Source organism: Streptomyces sp. CRN 30, from assembly GCF_034105845.1.
This window is the reverse complement of the sequence record NZ_JAVRHI010000196.1, coordinates 40,384-56,862: the sequence shown is the minus strand read 5'-3', so window position 1 is coordinate 56,862 and position 16,479 is coordinate 40,384. Positions and strand designations below refer to the sequence as shown.

The window sequence follows — 16,479 nt, the reverse complement described above, 5'->3', positions numbered from 1 at the left end:
GCGAGTACCGACGGGCCGTCATGGACCGCGTGCCGATGCCGAGCAGCGGCTGAGCAACAACAGCACCTTCGATCCACGCCGTGGGGGCGCACGGCTGGTCCAGTCGTAGCTCGCCGCCGGAGCTGCATCGTCACGCCAATGGCAGCCCCTCGCGCCCACCATCCCTGCGCCCGGTCGCCCGGGGCGCTGATGACCGGAGATACTGCCGTGCCACGCACCACCGTCCAGCCCTCTCAGCTTTCCCGCAGCCTTCCCTGGGGCTTCTCCCAGGTCACTACCTCCCCTCCGGGCACCATCGTCAACATCGCCGGCCAGGTGCCGTGGGACGCGGACGGCGCAATGCAGGCACGGGGCCGTGAGGCCCAGCTCCGCCAGGTGCTGGAGAACGTCATCACGGCGGTCGAAGCAGCAGGAGGAACTGCGGACGACATCCAGATCATCCGCCTCTACATGCCCGGCTTCGTGTCCGGGACCGAGGCGGACGTCGTCGCTACGGTGCTGCGAGATGTGTTCGGCACGACCCAACTGCCGGCGTCCAGCTGGATCAGAGTGGAAGCCCTTGCCCAGCCGGAATACCTCGTCGAGGCCGAAGCGATGGCCGTCATCGCTGGGTGACCCCCTGCGTGAAGAGCCCCATCAGTCTGGATGCCGCACGTTCAGTCTGGTGGGGCTCTTCACGCTCGGAGACAACCGGGCGGGCACCGATCAGGTGACGCTGATGAAGGGCGGTGATCTCCATCTGTTTCCGAACGTCTCTCTCTTCCGGGTGCGCGCCGGGCCATCGTGGCCGGCAGCCGACGCGGGGCGTCCTGGCTTGCGCGGAACGGTTACCCGCGCAGGCCAGCACGGATGAACGGCGGGGGCTGGACAAAGCCCCCGGGCCATTCCCCGCAGCTGGATCAGGGGTCAACGAGTACCTCATGCCGGATCGTCGACCAGCGGCCGTCCTGCAGGGCGAACCGGTCGAGGTAACGCCCGGTGGCGGCGATGGTCTTGGGTTGCGGAGTGCTGGTCCCCGGCAACCCGATTCCGCTCAGCAGGACAAAGTAGCTCTCGGTCTCGACCTCCTGGCCCGCGATGTGTCGGAAGCGATGATTGGTCACCAGGTGCCGTATGGGTTGCGGACCGGACTCGATGAGCCGGGCGATGTCGGCCCCGATCACCTCCTGGGAGCCGGCGACGAAAGTCGCGTCCTGCAGCAGTGTGGAGAATGCGTTCCTGTCGCCGTCGTCGACGGCCCGGGCGCGGGCCAGGATCAGTTCCTGGATGGCCGCCCGGTCTTCTGCGGGGACGGTCGGCACCGGGTCTACCACGGCACAACACCCTCTCGGCTGAGGAAGATCCCGGTGGGCCCCTCGGAAGTGAGGGTGGCCAAGTGCACGATCGCCTCGGAACCCTCGGCGACGGTCTGGGTACCCATGTGGTTATTGATGTCGGTGTCGGTCGGGCCGGGGTCGGCGATGTTGATGCGGAAACGGGGGTACGCCTCGGCGTACTTGAGCGTGAGCATGTTGATGGCTGCCTTGCTCGGCTGATAGAAGGGCAGCGGGTTCGCATGCTCGATCGTGCTCGGGTCCACGGAACGGGTGAACGACCCCATGCTGCTGGAGACATTCACGATGCGCGGGGCCTGCGACTTCTCCAGCAGCGGCAGGAACGCACGCGTGGTGCGGAGCGTCCCAAGGAAGTTGGTCTGCATCACTCGCTCGGCGTGCTCGGCAGTCACCCCGAGCATGCTGGTGACACGCGGGCCCGGAATGCCGGCATTGTTGATGAGGACGTCAATGCTGCCCTCTTGGGCGAGAACATCCGCAGCCGCGGCCTCAACCGACTCCTGGCTGCTCACATCGATCTCGACGAAGCGCGCGCCGAGTTCGGCAGCGGCCGTCTCGCCCCGCTCCGGATCGCGAGCCCCGAGCAGAACGTGGTGGCCCAACTCGACGAGCTGGCGTGCAGTTTCATAGCCGATGCCCTTGTTGGCGCCGGTGATGAAGGTCGTGGTCATTTTGGTTCCTTGCGAGCGGTCTGCGGACAGAAGCCTGAACACCCAGACCAATGCCGATGGCTGGCATTGGCGCTTGCGGGAGCTGCCCCCGGAAGCCGGTGTTCACGGCGGCTTGTCTGACCCGGAGAGGCGGGTTGTTCTTCCTTCGCAGACAACGTTCGCCGCTCATGCACCTGCGTAGAAGGCTGTGCGAAAGGGGGTGTGCGACGCCCAGGAACGCAGTCGCGCCTTTGGGAGAACCCAGTTGAGGCCGGTTGGTATCGCGTGTGGTGCTCGCGTTCCCCCGGGCGTGACAGTCGTCAGTCGCTGTCGACGGCCCGCATCAGCGACTGGACTGCTCGCCGATCTGTGGTGGGAGGACGCGAGACGGAGCGATCAGCCTGTGTGATCGACGCGCCGGCTGGCGAGGCATCCATGTGGGCAGCGCGCGCAGATAGGCGTGCGCGTGTCAGAACCGCTGACCTGCGACGCTCCGTGAAGGGTGCAGCGTGTTCGGCTGCAGGAGACTTCCGCCGTGCGCGAGGAGCCTGACGTGCTGAAGCGTGAGCCGCCGGCTCGTCGCGCGAAGGCGGCGGCTTTCCTCGATCAGGTCCCGAACTGTCCGCCGCTGCTCACTAGCGAGTTCGCGGGTGCTCTCGCGCAACTTTTCCTGAGAGATATTGCCTTGATACGGCTGTTTGCGATTCAGACCGGATCGCACGCATCTGCTCTCAAGCGCTCATGCCGCGCAGGGTCCGCTCCAGACCGGCGTTGATGCGGTCCATGGTGGCTGCGTAGGCCTCGGGCATGTCGACGTCGAGGCGGTCGGCGAGGACGAAGACCCACCACAAGCATTCAGCCAGCTTGTGTTGCAGCTCAGCGTCTACATCTCCGTCGATGCCCCAGGTGCGCTCGGCGGCCAGAACCAGACGCCCGACGTAGGCGGCGTCATTGGTGAAGCCGACCGCGAGTTCCGGCAGGGTCCAGGTCCTGCCGAGAACACGCTGTTCGATCTTCTCGTACTGGGCCCGGACTTCCAGGGCCCTGTCGTCGGCCTCTCCAAGTCCAGCCTTGTTGTCGCGTGCCGGTGTCTCGCTCATCTGGGTTTCCTCTCGGATGGATTCCTGTGTCATCACCGACGCTAGAAGCAGATGCGGTCGGTATCGGTCCTGGTTTGCCCATGGGGCCGTCGGATGTGTCGGCATATGGGTGACAGTCTGCGCACGGCAACGCTCGGGGTGGTCATCGAGCGCCTCGGCGCGACGTCATTGGTATGGCCCCGTTGCGACGCGTGTCCTGGCCGGGGTTGCGATGAGCTCGGTGTGTCTCCCGCGCTGGAGGTCATGGCATGACCGGGGGTGTCAGTTCGAATGAGGCGCGGGGCGATTCGATCCCGTTGATCTGGAGGGAGACCGCATGCTGACCTGGGTAGTAGCGGCGTGTGGTGATCGGCCGGAAGGAGTGCTCGCGTGCCACCTGGATCTGTTCGTCCGGAGCCAGGGTGCGGGTGGTGAGTTTGAAGGTCTTGCCGCGCTGTTGCCCGTTGGCCTTGCGGTGGTGCACCACGTAGTCGACCGTGAGCCGCGCCGCGGCTTCACCGATGTTGCGGATCGACGCCGTGAAGCGGACCGTTCCGCCGAACGGGACGGTCTCCTTCTCCAGATGAGGTCCATCGACCTCCAGGGCTGCGGGAGCGAAGCCGAGCAGTTCCAGCGCACCGGGGTGCCCCCGCTTGACGAGGGTGCGCAGCCCGCGGCGCACCAGGCGTTCGGTGGTGGCCGCCGGGTGGTTCAGCCACCGGCGGGCTGCGTCGAGGACGACCTCGGGGTGGTCGCGGCTGAGGTCGTTGAGATGGTTGGCGACCGAGCGACGCACGTACTCGCTGTCGTCCCGGTAGAGGGCGTCCAGGACGGGCACGGTCGCTCCGGGACGGGCCAGGATGTCCGGGACCCGCATCGACCAGGGCAGGTAGGGGCGGGTTCCCTCTGAGGCGAGCCTGCGCACATCGGCGTCGGGCGAGCCGGTCCAGCCGCTGACGATGATGTCGAGGGCCCGGTCCAGATCGTGCCGGAGCAAGGTCCGGATGGCGAACTCCGAGGACAGGCGCCCGGTGAGGCTCGCGAGCAGGTCCATCGCGTCGTCGAAGGCCGCCGGCTCGTCTTCCTGGACGGCGCGGGCGGCGAGAGCGCTGGTGACCGGCCAGATCAGCCAGCCGGTGAACTGTGCGTCCTTCCGGGCGATGCGCACGGTGCGTGCCAGTGTTGCGTAGCTGCCCGGAAGGTCGGCGAGCAGCGCGTCGCGCAGCAGGTCGGCGCGCTCACGCAGGGACAGTGCGTCGATCTGCCGGGGTGCCGCGCGCAGCGCCGCGAGGTGGGCGTCCGGGGCGGCGGCGCGGATCGCGCGGGTGAGGCTCCGGGCGGTGTGGCGGCTGATGAGCTGGTCGGCGAAGGGCATGGGTGGGGTTCCTAGGCGACGTGCTGCAGGATGTTGGTGATCTGCCAGTCCACGCTGTCGTGGTCGATCGTGGCGTGGACCGGGGAGTCAGCCATCTCTCCGGTGATGCCGGCCGCTCCGGCGCGCGCGTGGGGCAGGCTGTCGTAGGCGACGATGTCGATGATGCGTCCGTCGTTGGTCTCGACGATGCGTCGCCACAGGAATCCGGGCCGGCGGTGGAGGTAGGCGTTGATGTCGGCGTTCGCCTCGACGAAGTCCTGGGCGGTGTGACCCGCGGCGGGACGCAGGGTGGTGATTTCCAGTGTCTCGGCCATGATGAGTTCCGTTCTCGTAGCGCGGTGTCGTTCGGCACCGGCGATGGTGGTCTGCCGGGTGTGGGGGCAAGCGGCAGTGGCTCGCTCCGGGGCCGGGGAGTCAGGCTCGTCTCTGCGGACGAGCGCGGTCGGACGTGGCCACCCAACGTGCTGACGGGAGCCTGGATCTGTGTGCGAACCACTCCCTTGCGCCGCTGGGTCGTTCGGGAGGCACAGAGGGCGTTCCCGCCATCAAGGATCATGTCGCCGCTCTCCAGGAGCGGGGCGAACTCGTCGATGACGACGTCCGTGGCGGCCCCGCCTGCACCATGATCACGAGCCGGCGTGGGCGCTGCAGCGCGTCCGCGAAGCCCTGCGCTGTTTCGGCCGGCACGAAGGTGCCCCCGTGGCCGAACTCCTCGACGAGGGACCGGGTCCGGGCCGCGGTCCGATTGTGGACGGCGACGGTGTAGCCGTGGCGCGCGAAGTCGCGGGCCAGATTGCGGCCCATCACCGCGAGTCCGGTGACGCCGATGTGCGCTTGCGCGTTCATGCTGATCTCTTCCTGTGCTGCCCGCGCGACGTGGAAGGAGTGGGGCTGACTGGGGCGGTGCCGATCAGCAGCCACTGTTCCGGGGCGTGACCCGTATCGTCGTAAGCCGCCCGCAGGCGAGGACCCACGTCGCCCGGTGATCCCTGGCCGCGGCCAGCCCGCGCCTGAGTCTTCCTCTGCTGCGCGGGGCCAGGAAGGTCGTGTGAACCTGGGTGTGCGGCACCCAGGTAGCGGTCCGGCCGAGGCTTGATCAGCGCATCGCAGGCCGTGGGCGGTGGCAGGGCCTCGCAGCCCACGGCCTCGCGCGCTCGACGGTCCTCCAGAGCGGGGCGCCCCGCCGCGCAGGAACAGTGGGCCCGTGACAGCGGGGCGGGGGCATGGCCCGTGATCCCGGTCAGTTGTTTACGCCGACGGCATCCACCATGTCGGCGTCGACCGCATCATCGCCGAGGCCCAGGTCGCCCGGGCCACCTTCTACCGGCACCTCCCCAGCAAGGAAGACCTCGTGCTCGCCCATGTCGAGCAGCGCGACCAGCAGATCAGGACGGCGATGACGGAGTCCTTCCGGACGACCGCGGACCCCGAAGCCCTGCTCATGAAGCTGACAGCCGGGATCGGCGAAGAGATCTGCGGCCCCGGCTTCAGAGGCTGCCCGTTCATCAACGCCGCCGCCGAGTACCCCGTCCCCGATCACCCCGTCCGGCAGGCCGTCCAGGCAGACCGGTCCTGGTTTCGTCAGACGGTCCACAACCTCGCCGCCGTCGCGGGCTGTCCGGACAGCGAGCACACCACCGCCGTGCAGGTACTGCTGCGGGACGGAGCGATGGCCGGGGGCAACCTGGACGTTCCCGGCTCCGTACGCGACCACCTGATACGGATGGGGCGTACCGTCCTGACAGAGAGGCACAGAGCCCAGTAGCACCGGCAGCACCGCCACCCCCTCGTCACGTCCTTTCCCCACCAGCCAGTAGGTCGGAAAATGCAGCAAGCACAGAACGAACTCGGCGACTTCCTCCGGTCGAACCGCGCCCGTACCGAGCCCGCCGACGTGGGCCTGCCGCCCGGCGGTGGTGCCCGCCGGGTGAAGGGTCTGCGCCGGGAAGAGGTGGCCGTCCTGGCCGGAGTGAGCGCCGACTACTACGCACGTCTGGAGCAGGGCCGTGAGCGGAACCCTTCGCCGCAGGTCATCGAGGCGGTCGGGCGGGCCATGCGGCTGACGCCGGATGCGCGCACCCATCTCTTCCGGCTTGCGGGTCTGCATCCGGCCCTCACCTCGGCCGCGGACCGCGACCTGGTTCACCCCTCGCTGCTCCACCTCCTGGATGCCTTCCCCGCGGCCGCCGCCTACGTGCTGAGCCCCGCCTTCGACGTCCTGGCGAAGAACGCCGTGGCCGCAGCTCTCCTCGCCCCCTTCGAGGGCACGCCGAACATGGTCCGCGTGCTGTTCCAGCACACCCGCGCGCGCGAGGTCTTCGTCGAGTGGCCCACGGTGGCGCGCGCCACGGTGCATGCGCTGCGGCTGCACGCGGGCAGGTTCCCCGACGACCCGGACATCACCGACCTCGTATCCGAGCTGTCCCGGACATCGGGAGAGTTCCGCACGCTGTGGCAGGAGAACGAGGTGGAGAACATGGCCCGAGCGTTCAAGGTGTTCGTGCTCCCCGAGATCGGCCGCATCGAACTGACCTATCAGACCTTTGACGTCCATGACGCTCCCGGACAGCAGCTCCTGGTCGGCGTTCCCGAGCCCGGCAGCGCCAGTGCCGCGGCGATCGAGTCTCTCCGGACGCCGGCCGGGCGGGACGTCGCCACCGCGTGATGCCCCATCGGCATACCAACGCCGGAGTGGCGCCGGCTCGCCTTGAGGTTGCCGATCACCTGCCGAACCAGCGCCCCCGTGAGGGGCTTCACCGCTCCTGCCGCTGAGGACTGCCTTCTGGTCTCAGCGCCTCGTGCACGGCGCCTGCCCGCCGCGATCAGCTTTCGGGTCGGCTCGATGCATCATCCGCCCCCTCCCCGAAACGGCGGCAAAAGACAAGGACCGTAGCTGTCCGGATCTGCTTCTAGCCTGAATGAGAGGCACACACCGCCGAGAGTCGAACCCCTCGGACGGACCCTCCCCTTCAGCCGTACATCTCACAGGAGCACCCCCATGGCAGCCACTCCCCGCCTGCTCGTCTACGGAGCCACCGGCTACACCGGCAAGCTCGTCGCGCAACACGCACAGCAGTCGGGACTTGACGTCGTCGTGGCAGGACGCAACCGCGAGCGCATCACCGCGCTGGGCGAAGAACTCGGCGTCGAAAGCCGAGCGTTCGCACTCGACGACCCGGAGATCCTGCGGGCCGCGCTCGACGACATCACCGTGGTCCTGAACGTCGCCGGCCCCTTCCGCCACACCGCGCGCCCGCTGATGGACGCCAGTATCAACGCACGGGTGCACTACCTCGACACCACCGCCGAGTACGACATCTTCGCCGCCGCACGCTCCCGGCACGCCCAGGCTCAGGCGGCCGGCGTGATGATCATGTCCGGTGCCGGGTGGGACGTCGTACCCAGCGACAGCGTGGCCACCCACACCGCCGCACGCGTCACCGACCCTGTCAGTCTCCGCCTCGCCCTCAAACTTCTCAGCGCCACCCCAGAGGAAGCGGCGGGCCTGAACCTCTTCTCCCGGGGCTCCATCATCAGCGCCACCGAAGGCATCGGTGACCTGGGCGTGCTCGTCCGCGCCGACGGCGACATCGTCGCCCTGAAGGAACCGAAGGTCGCCTCCTTCGACTTCGGTGACAGCGGCCCCGAGGAGGCCGTGTCCGCGTCCATGGGCGACCTGGTCACCAGCCACTTCGCCACCGGCATCCCCTCGATCGAGGTCTACGTGCAGGCCGGACAGCCGCTGCCCATCGACCTCGACCTCTCCGCACTGCCCGACGGCCCCACCGCCGAGGAACGGGAAGTGGGCCGTAGCAAGGTCGTCGCCGAGGTCACCGGCCGGGACGGCAGCGTGGCCCGCTCCCTCATCGACACGCCCACCGGCTACCGGTTCACCCAGCTGTCGTCCGTGGAAATCGCCCGCCGCGTGCTGGCCGGTTCCTTCACACCGGGGTTTCAGTCACCTTCCTCCGCCTACGGTCCCGAAATCGCTCTCGCGATCGCCGATACGCAGATCAAGGACCTCTAGCCCGGGCTCGCAGGCCGCCGTGCCTGGGCCCAGAGACGCGAGTTGCTCTTACCGCACCGGGATTCGAGGCACGCCGACGAAGCGGACAGCGAACTTGGCACAGAGGTGGAGTGACTCGCTGCTGCCCATGTCGGCCGCATGACCGGCCACCGGCAGGAGCCAGAGTGGCGACTGTGGGGCCCTGACAATCACGTCGGACGACACACCGCAATCGGTACCGGCCGCTGCATCAGCGCAAGCAGTTGGTCACTGACAGGCGCATGGGGCGATCTCCGGTGGACAGCCGGTGGACAGACGCCTTTGGAGGGGCCAGTACGAGGCCGCACGCGGCAGACTGACGCGCATCGCCTGATCAGCTAAGACGTCACCAGACGACACTGTGCGGCACCACCCGACATGAACGCTTTCGGTCTCGTAATGCGTAGGTCTCGGGTTCGAATCCCGAAGGCGGCTCCGATGGAGGCCAGGTCACATCTTCGGTGACCTGGCCTTTCCGCTGTCCGGACGGTGGGCCGGACGCGGGGCCGAGCCGGCGTGCGGTCGTGATGCGGATGTGATCACTGGCCCGTAGCCTCCGCTGGGTCGGCGTTCAGGGGGAACGCCGTAGGGGGCGGGGGACTTCACATGACCTATCGACGCGCGGTGCTGCCGGCCGTGACCGGCGGGCTGCTGGTCACGCTGCTTCTGTGGTGGGCGGGGGCGAGTGCGCAGGCGCTCACTCTGCCGGGAGCCGTCGACACGCTCGGCGGCCGGATCGTCGCCGATCTCCAGTACTGGCTCCTCCCCTGGTCGTACGACCCGCCCGCCTCGATGCGGTTCGCCGCCGAGAACGCGGGCGCGGCCGGGAGCGGTGGTGACGGGTACCCGGAGCTGTACCGCACGGCCATGCAGATACGGTTCGTCGCGGTCTTCGCCTTCTTCGTGCCCGGGGCGCTGCTCCTGGTCCGCAGGCTGCCGCCGGTGCGGGGCCGCATGCCGGCCACGACGCTCGCGGTGTGGGCCTGGGGCCTGGTGGCCGGCACCCTGGCGGCGACCGTCTCCGCACCCTGGATGATCGCCTCCCAGGGGCGCGGCAGCTACCGCTTCCTGCCCCAGCTGGCGGGCGCGGTCTCGTCGGGCCGGCAGGTCCTGGTGGTGGCCGCGCTGGTGGCGGCGGTGGGGACCGTGCTGGTGGCGCGGATCACCGCCAAGGGTGCGGGCCCGCTGCCGCGGCGGGACGTACCGGTGCGGGGCGCCCGCCTGGCCGCCTCCGCCGGAACCGCGGTGGTCGCGCTGTCCCTGGTGGTCCTGTCGTACCAGTCGGTCGCCGCCGCTCTGCAGACGGCTTTCGTGGGCAGCGGGTTCTTCGCCGAGCCCGGCGACCTGCTGCGCCAGTGGCTGTTGCTCGGTGGCTGGGCGGGCCCGGCGGGCGTGCCACTCGGTGACTGGCTCCTGGCGCGTGCCGTGGACGCGATTCCGCTCGTCGTGGTCTGGTGGTCGCTGCGGTGGCTGCCCGGCCTGCTCACCCGGCCGACCGTCCCGGCGATGGCGGTCTGCGCGGTCTGCGCGACCGTCCTCGGGCTACTGGTGAGCCAGCTGCTGCGGATGGCGACGGACGGAGGGAACCTGCGATGGGGGCTGACGTACCTGTCCGGTGACCTCGGTGGCGGCGTCCCCGCCGCCCTGACCTTCGGTCTGGTGGCGGGAGCCGTGGCGGCCGTGACACTGCGGCTGAGCGCGGGCCGTGCGGAAGGCGGCACGGCCCGGCGGGAAGCTGCCCGGCGGGCCTAAGGCACAGTGTCCGCGCGGCAGAGTGTCCGTGTGGCAGAGAGTCCGCGCGGCCGGGCGTCATGATGGCGGCGACTGCGCCGGGTGCCCGAGTGACTGCTCCACGGCGTCGAGCCGGCGTTCCTGGCGGCGGAGCGAGACGGGGGTCAGCAGGAGGAGCAGGGCACAGGCCAGCATCAGGACGGTGAGCCAGTATCGGCCGTCCAACGTGTTGAAGACCGTGTTCACCAACCACAGGCCGATCAGGAAGATGCGCAGCCAGCGGTACGGCTTCCCTCGTTGCCGGTCCAGCCCTTCCCGGTGCCGCGCCGCGAGATCGAGCAGCGCCGGCCGTAAGGCGGGATCGGCAGGCGCTCTTACGCGGCGTACCTCCCGTTCGAGCCAGAGGAAACGGCTGAGGCCGATCCCGAAGTGGCGCGCACGACGGCGGCTGTGCAGCAGGACCGTGGCGAGGACGACCGCCCCGATCAACACCATGGACGCGGCTCCCAGGATCCCGTAGAGCCAGCCGTCCGCACCGCCGTTCAGGACACCGACGACGAAGCCGCACAGCGCCGCCATCCCGAGGAGCTGGGCGGTCATGCGTAGCCAATAGCGCTGCATGTACGGGTGCTCGTCCTGCGCCTGCGGTGTGTCCGTCATCCCGATCGCCCCCCGGTGCTCACGTCGCTCGCGTCACTGGGGAGACCGCTTACCCTGCGGGTCACGGGTCATCGCGGTGCTGGCTGAGGAAAAGGCAGGACGTGCGGTGCGCGGCGCGGGACTCGACCTGGTGCGGCGCGGGGGCCGGCCGGACGGCCTCGGCGCAGCCGTCGAGGGCCTCGCGCCCCCGCGCGAGGTCCTCCCCCCTTTCGCCGACGCATGAGGTCCCCACCCCGTCGGCGCACAAGACACCGGTCGGTCACCTCTGCCGACCGGGGCTCGTGGACTCCCGGACCCGGCCGCGGCGGCGACACTCCCCCGAGCAACGCGTCACGCGCGCGCCGTCGGGCCGGATCCGATGAGGTGATCCCATCAGACGGCGCCAACGGATCGCTAACATGTGGCCAATGGGCGGCGGGCAGCCGTCATGGGGCACGGCCCGGAGGCCGGGCGGAGGAACTACGGGCGGTGCTATGCGGTACGGGCTGCGGTTCGGACTGCTGGGTCCGCCGGTGCTCTACGACGCCGACGGCGGCGTACGGCCGATCGGCAGCGGGAAGATGCGTGCCCTGCTGGTCGCGCTGCTGCTGGAACCCGGCCGCGCGGTCCCGGTCGAGTCGCTCAAGGACGCGCTGTGGGGCGGTGCGCCCCCGCCGTCCGCGCAGGCCTCGCTGCAGAACCACGTGACCAGGCTGCGGCGACTGCTGGACGACCCGGAACGGTTGCGGGCCGTGCCGCCCGGGTACCTGCTGCGCGTCGACGAGGGCGAGCTGGACGTAGGGGTCTTCCAAAGCCGGGTGGCGGCCGCGCGCTCCGCGCACGCGGGCCGGGACTGGGCGGGCACCGTGCGCGAGGGCGCGGGAGCGCTGGCGCTGTGGCGCGGGACTCCGCTCGGCGCGCTGCCGGAGAGTTTCGGTGGGCAGGCCTTCGTCCAACGGCTGGAGGAGGCGCGGCTGCTGGTTTTGGAGTGGCGGTACGAGGCGGAACTGGGACTGGCCGAGGACGCCGGGCGGGAGCGACTGGCGGCCCTCGCGCCGGAGTTGGCCGCCCTGGTGGCCGAGCACCCGCTGCGGGAGGCGTTCCACCGGCTGCACATGCTGGTGCTGCACCGCACCGGGCGTCAGGCCGAGGCGCTGGCCGTGCACCGCGACCTGCGCGCACGCCTCCTCGACGAACTGGGCGTGGAACCGGGGCCCGCGGTACGCGACGCCCATCTGAAGATCCTCCGGGAGGAGCGCGAGGGAAGGCGCACCAGGGAGCGAATGGGGAAGCGAGCCGGGGAGCGAACTGATGGGGCTCCCGGGGGCGTCGGCGGTTCCCGTACCGCCGAGAACCGCACCACCGGCTCCGACAGCGGCTTTGGACCCAGCGACCTCAACAGCTCCAGCAGCAGCAACTACTCCACCAGTTCCACCACTTCCACCGGTTCCACCTGTTCCACCACTTCCACTGGTTCCACCAGCTCCGACAGTCCCACACGGGCCGGCGCGCCTGGCGGCCGTCCGCGCCCCGCCCAGCTCCCGGCCGCCCCCGCGCACTTCACCGGCCGGGGCGACACGCTCGCCGCCCTGCGCCGCGCCCTGGGTGTCGGGACGGTGTCGGCCGACCGCTCCCCGGCGGTCGCCGTCGTCAGCGGCATGGCCGGCGTCGGCAAGAGCGCCCTTGCCCTGCACGTGGCCCATGAGCTGGCGGAGCACTTCCCCGACGGCCAGCTGTACGTCAACCTGCACGGCGCGACGCCCGGCATGACGCCCGTGAAGCCGGGCCAGGCGCTCACCACCCTGCTGCGCGACCTCGGTACCGAGCCGCGTCTGATCCCCGAACAGCAGGACGCGGCGGCCGCGTTGCTCCGCTCCACGCTGGCTCCGACCCGCACGCTGATGGTGCTCGACGACGCCGCGCACGCCGCGCAGGTACGGCCGTTGCTGCCCGGGGGCGCCGGATGCGCGGTGATCGTAACGAGCCGTTCCCCGCTCACCGCGCTGGACGGTGCCCGGCGCTTCCCGCTCGCGCCGCTGTCGGACGAGGACAGCGCGGCGTTACTGCGGGCGGTCTCCGGCCGCGACGGACTCGACGGCGCCCACCCGCTGGTCGAGCTCGCCGGCCGTCTCCCGCTCGCGCTGCGGGTCGTCGCGGCCCGTCTCGCCGCGCGCCGTGCGCTGACCCCGGACGCGCTCGCCGGACAACTGGCGGCTACGGCGGGGCGCCTGCACCACCTGGAGTACGACGACCTGAGCGTGCGCCGGTCCCTCGCCGTGGCCCACGACGCCCTGCGCGCCTCCGGCCGTGAGGCGGACCGGGACGCCGCCCTCGCCCTGCACCGCATCGGCGCGCTCGACGTCCCGGAGTACGGCGCGCCCTTGATCGCGCGTCTCCTCGGCACCGACGAGCGACGCGCGGAGGCGGCCCTCGACCGGCTCGTCGACGTGGCGCTGCTGGAGGAGACGACGTACGGCCGGTACGTCCCGCACGATCTGGTACGGGACTTCGCGCGAGAGCTCTCCGCCGACGGCGGCGGGAGCGACCACGTCGTCGCGGACGCCCTGCGCTGGTACGGCGACCGGGCGCGCCAGAGTCTGGTCGCGCTGCTGCCGCCCGGGTACGAGCGCGACGAACGGCTGCGGCGGACGGCCGGAGAGGTGCCCCCGGCCGACTCCCGCCCCTTCCCCTCGGCCGAGGCGGCCTTCGCCTGGGGCGACGAGGAACTGCCCACCGTCGTCGCCCTGGTGGAGCGGTGCGCGCGGACGGCCGTGACCCCCGCCCAGCCCGAGCCCGAGCCCGAGCGCGAGCCCGAACCCGTGAACCCCACCGATTCTGCGCGTACCGCCGGTCCCGGGCACCACACGGACCCCGTCGGCGTCGCGCCCCGGGCGCTGGTGCCCGCGCTGGTCCGCCACCTCTTCCCGTACCTGCAGCGCAGCGGCCGTCTCGCCGAGCTGGAGGTGCTGGGGCGGGCCGCCCTGGACGTGGCCCGGTCGGTGGGGGACGACGCGGCGGAAGCGTTCGCCCTGACCGACCGGGCGGGACTGCACTTCCTGTCCGGCCGGCTCACGGAGGCCCTCGCCCTCAACGACGAGGGGCTGGCGCTGTGGCGCGGGCTCGGCGCCGTCTCGTGCATCCGGCGCTGCCTCAACAACCGCGGTCTGCTGCTGGAGAGCCTCGGCCGGTACGAGGAGAGCGAGGAGACGCTGCGGCAGAGCCTGGAGCTGTCCCGGCAGCTGGGCGATCCGTACGGCCAGGCCGTGACCTTCAGCCACCTCGGCAATCTGCTCAAGCACACCGACGCGCGGGCCGCCGTCGAGCACCACCGGCGCAGCCTGGCGCTGGGCGAGGTCGCGGGCAGCGTCCTCCTGCGGCACACCGCGCACTGCAACATCGGGTACGTCCACCTCCGGCTCGGCGAGCCGGACCGCGCCGTGCGGAGCTTCGAGCAGGCCCTGGAGATCCTCGGGGACGACGAGGACTGGGGCGGGGAGTCCCAGACCCGGCTCGGGCTCGTCCGCGCCCTGCGCGCGCTGGACCGCACCGAGCGCGCGTCCGGCGAGTGCGCGCGGCTGCTGGAGCTCGCCGAACGGCGGGCCGACCAGTACATGGCGGGCCTCGCCCGGCACCAGCGGGGGCTGCTGCTGGCGGGGGAGGGGCGCGCCGGTGCGGCGTACGCGGAGTGGGAGGCGGCGCTGCGGGTGCTCGACGGGACGGACTCGCCGGTGGTGGGCAAGCTGAGGGAGCTGCTGGCGGACCGCTGAACCGGCGCGCGGTCCTGGCACCTCCCGCAGCCTCCCGCGGTCTCCCGCGCCTTCACTTGGCGTCCGCGTAGCACTCCACCACCGCCGTGGTGAACGGGAAGCGCACCGGCGTCGGGCCGAACGTCAGCCGTCCCGCCAGGCCGGCCGCCTTCTCGATCGCCCCGACCACCGACTCGGCCTCCTCCTCGGGGCAGTGCACGATCACCTCGTCGTGCTGGAAGAAGACCAGCTCGGCCGCCATGCCGGCCAGCTCGCGGCGGAGGGCGGCGAGGAGGAGCAGGGCCCAGTCGGCGGCGCTGCCCTGGACGACGAAGTTGCGGGCGAAGCGGCCCCGCGCGCGGGAGTCGGGCGAGGCGTATCCGGGCGTCCACTCGTCAGCGCCGGACTCGGCGCCGGACTCGGTGGCGGACACCTGGGCGAACCCCTCGCCCGGATCGTCCTGCGGAATGCCCGCTTCCTCCGCCACGGCCCCGGCTCCGGCCGCCGGTGGGCTCGTACGGCCCAGCCAGGTCCGTACGAGCCGGCCCTCCTCGCCCGCGCGGGCCGCGTCGTCGACGTACGCGACGGCCCGGGGGAAGCGGCGGCGGAGCGCGGCGAGGTTCTTCAGGCCGTCCCCCGACGTCTGCCCGTAGACCGCGCCGAGCACGGCCAGCTTCGCCTGCTCGCGGTCACCGGCGAACGCCCGGTCGGAGACCTCCTGGTACAGGTCGGTCGTACGGCCCGCGACCTCCATCAGCCCGGGGTCGCGCGAGATCGCCGCCAGCACGCGCGGCTCCATCTGGTCGGCGTCGGCCACGACCAGCCGCCAGCCGGGGTCGGCGACGCAGGCACGGCGGACCACCTTGGGGATCTGGAGCGCGCCCCCGCCGTTGGTGACCCAGCGTCCGGTGACCGTGCCGCCCGCGAGGAACTCGGGCCGGAACCGGCCGTCCCGCACCCAGTCCTGCAGCCACGACCAGCCGTGCGCGACCCAGATGCGGTACAGCCGCTTGTACTCCAGCAGGGGGCGCACGGCGGGGTGGTCGACGGACTCGATCTCCCAGCGGCGCGTGGACCGCACCTTGGTCCCGGTCTGCGCGAAGGCCTTGACCACGTCCGCGGGCAGCTCGGGCCGTACGCGTCTGCCGAACGCCCGGGACACCTCCTCGGCGAGCTCGGCCAGCCGCCGGGGCTCGCCGCCGCCCGCGTACCGCTCGCCGAGGAGTTCGTGCAGGACCTGGCGGTGCACGTCGGGGCTCCAGGGCAGTCCGGTGTGGTTCATCTCGGTGGCGACCAGGGTGCCGGCCGACTCGGCGGCGGTGAGCAGGCGCATGCGGTCGGGACGGTCGGTGGCCTCGTGGCGCCGCTGCTGGGCCGCGTACACCTCGACGAGGTCCGTGAGGGGCACGTGCAGGGGGCGGGGCTCGAAGAGGGAGGGCTGGGCGCCCGGATCGGCGGCGCGCTGGGGCGGATCCGGGGGGACCGGGGTGCCCCGCAGACGGGCGAGCGCGGCGGCGGCCGAGCGGGGCTCGCCGTGGCGTCCCTCGTGGCCGAGCAGCAGGTTCTCGGCGACCTCGACGTCGTAGCACCGCTCCACGCGCACCCCGGCGGCGAGCAGGCGAGGGTAGGTCCCGGCCGTCGTCCGCCACACCCAGCGGGTGACCTGCGGCCGGGTCCGCACGGCGGTGACGAGGTCCGGCTCGTGCCGTACGGGTCCCGCGAGCAGCCCGTCGGGGCCGAGGGGGGCCACGTCCACGCGCCCGTCCTCGGCCTCCACGAGAGCCCAGCGGTCGGCCATGGACGCGAGTCTGACAGGGGGGTCTGACAGTGCGGCCGGGCGCCGCGCCGGAGGGGCCGACGGTGCGGCCGGGCGCCGCGAC

General features: G+C 71.3%; 13 protein-coding genes and 2 pseudogenes. 7 read left to right on the top strand and 8 right to left on the bottom strand.

Annotated features, from left to right (window positions below):
* Window positions 1-207: 207 nt before the first annotated feature.
* The gene (locus UW392_RS20755) at window positions 208-615 is read left to right on the top strand and encodes a RidA family protein (RefSeq protein WP_320776547.1); all 408 of its coding nucleotides are present in this window, start codon (window positions 208-210) and stop codon (window positions 613-615) included.
* A gap of 284 nt (window positions 616-899) precedes the next feature.
* Here the strand turns inward: UW392_RS20755 and UW392_RS20750 are convergent, their stop codons facing one another.
* The 6 genes and pseudogenes from UW392_RS20750 to UW392_RS20725 all read right to left on the bottom strand — a co-directional run.
* Window positions 900-1,301 (bottom strand): nuclear transport factor 2 family protein, encoded by a 402-nt coding sequence (locus UW392_RS20750; protein ID WP_320776546.1) that lies wholly within the window; start codon window positions 1,299-1,301, stop codon window positions 900-902.
* A 5-nt stretch (window positions 1,302-1,306) separates the two neighbouring features.
* Entirely contained in the window at window positions 1,307-2,005 is a 699-nt protein-coding gene (locus tag UW392_RS20745; protein WP_320776545.1) for an SDR family oxidoreductase, read from the bottom strand.
* A gap of 710 nt (window positions 2,006-2,715) precedes the next feature.
* Complete coding sequence (locus UW392_RS20740; protein WP_320776544.1) at window positions 2,716-3,084, bottom strand: hypothetical protein; 369 nt, start codon at window positions 3,082-3,084, stop codon at window positions 2,716-2,718.
* Between the two features lie 241 nt (window positions 3,085-3,325).
* Window positions 3,326-4,438: a DNA alkylation repair protein gene (locus UW392_RS20735; RefSeq protein WP_320776543.1), complete on the bottom strand. Its 1,113-nt coding sequence runs from the start codon at window positions 4,436-4,438 to the stop codon at window positions 3,326-3,328.
* Between the two features lie 11 nt (window positions 4,439-4,449).
* Window positions 4,450-4,752: a hypothetical protein gene (locus tag UW392_RS20730; protein ID WP_320776542.1), complete on the bottom strand. Its 303-nt coding sequence runs from the start codon at window positions 4,750-4,752 to the stop codon at window positions 4,450-4,452.
* Window positions 4,753-4,919: 167 nt separating this feature from the next.
* Window positions 4,920-5,284: pseudogene (locus UW392_RS20725) on the bottom strand (NAD(P)-binding domain-containing protein); the annotation flags it as partial.
* Window positions 5,285-5,699: 415 nt separating this feature from the next.
* On the opposite strand from UW392_RS20725, the pseudogene UW392_RS67030 reads away from it, so the two are divergent.
* The 5 genes and pseudogenes from UW392_RS67030 to UW392_RS20700 form a co-directional block, all read left to right on the top strand.
* A pseudogene (locus UW392_RS67030) lies at window positions 5,700-5,747 on the top strand (hypothetical protein); the annotation flags it as partial.
* Between the two features lie 42 nt (window positions 5,748-5,789).
* A complete protein-coding gene (locus UW392_RS20715) occupies window positions 5,790-6,203 on the top strand; it encodes a TetR family transcriptional regulator (RefSeq protein ID WP_320776540.1) in 414 nt (137 codons plus the stop codon).
* A gap of 60 nt (window positions 6,204-6,263) precedes the next feature.
* Window positions 6,264-7,103 carry a helix-turn-helix transcriptional regulator gene (locus UW392_RS20710; RefSeq protein WP_320776539.1) on the top strand — a complete coding sequence of 280 codons (840 nt, stop codon included), beginning with the start codon at window positions 6,264-6,266 and terminating at the stop codon, window positions 7,101-7,103.
* Window positions 7,104-7,436: 333 nt separating this feature from the next.
* Window positions 7,437-8,465, top strand: coding sequence for a saccharopine dehydrogenase family protein (locus tag UW392_RS20705; protein WP_320776538.1), 1,029 nt, complete (start codon window positions 7,437-7,439; stop codon window positions 8,463-8,465).
* A 624-nt stretch (window positions 8,466-9,089) separates the two neighbouring features.
* A complete protein-coding gene (locus UW392_RS20700; protein WP_320776537.1) occupies window positions 9,090-10,235 on the top strand; it encodes a hypothetical protein in 1,146 nt (381 codons plus the stop codon).
* 57 nt (window positions 10,236-10,292) lie between these two features.
* On the opposite strand, the gene UW392_RS20695 is transcribed toward UW392_RS20700, so the two are convergent.
* Window positions 10,293-10,874, bottom strand: coding sequence for a hypothetical protein (locus UW392_RS20695; RefSeq protein WP_320776536.1), 582 nt, complete (start codon window positions 10,872-10,874; stop codon window positions 10,293-10,295).
* A 473-nt stretch (window positions 10,875-11,347) separates the two neighbouring features.
* Here UW392_RS20695 and UW392_RS20690 point away from each other — a divergent pair, with 473 nt between their 5' ends.
* Window positions 11,348-14,620, top strand: coding sequence for a BTAD domain-containing putative transcriptional regulator (locus UW392_RS20690; protein ID WP_320776535.1), 3,273 nt, complete (start codon window positions 11,348-11,350; stop codon window positions 14,618-14,620).
* 52 nt (window positions 14,621-14,672) lie between these two features.
* Here the strand turns inward: UW392_RS20690 and UW392_RS20685 are convergent, their stop codons facing one another.
* Window positions 14,673-16,397, bottom strand: a complete 1,725-nt coding sequence (locus tag UW392_RS20685; RefSeq protein WP_320776534.1) for a bifunctional 3'-5' exonuclease/DNA polymerase — start codon at window positions 16,395-16,397, stop codon at window positions 14,673-14,675.
* Window positions 16,398-16,479 lie beyond the last annotated feature (82 nt).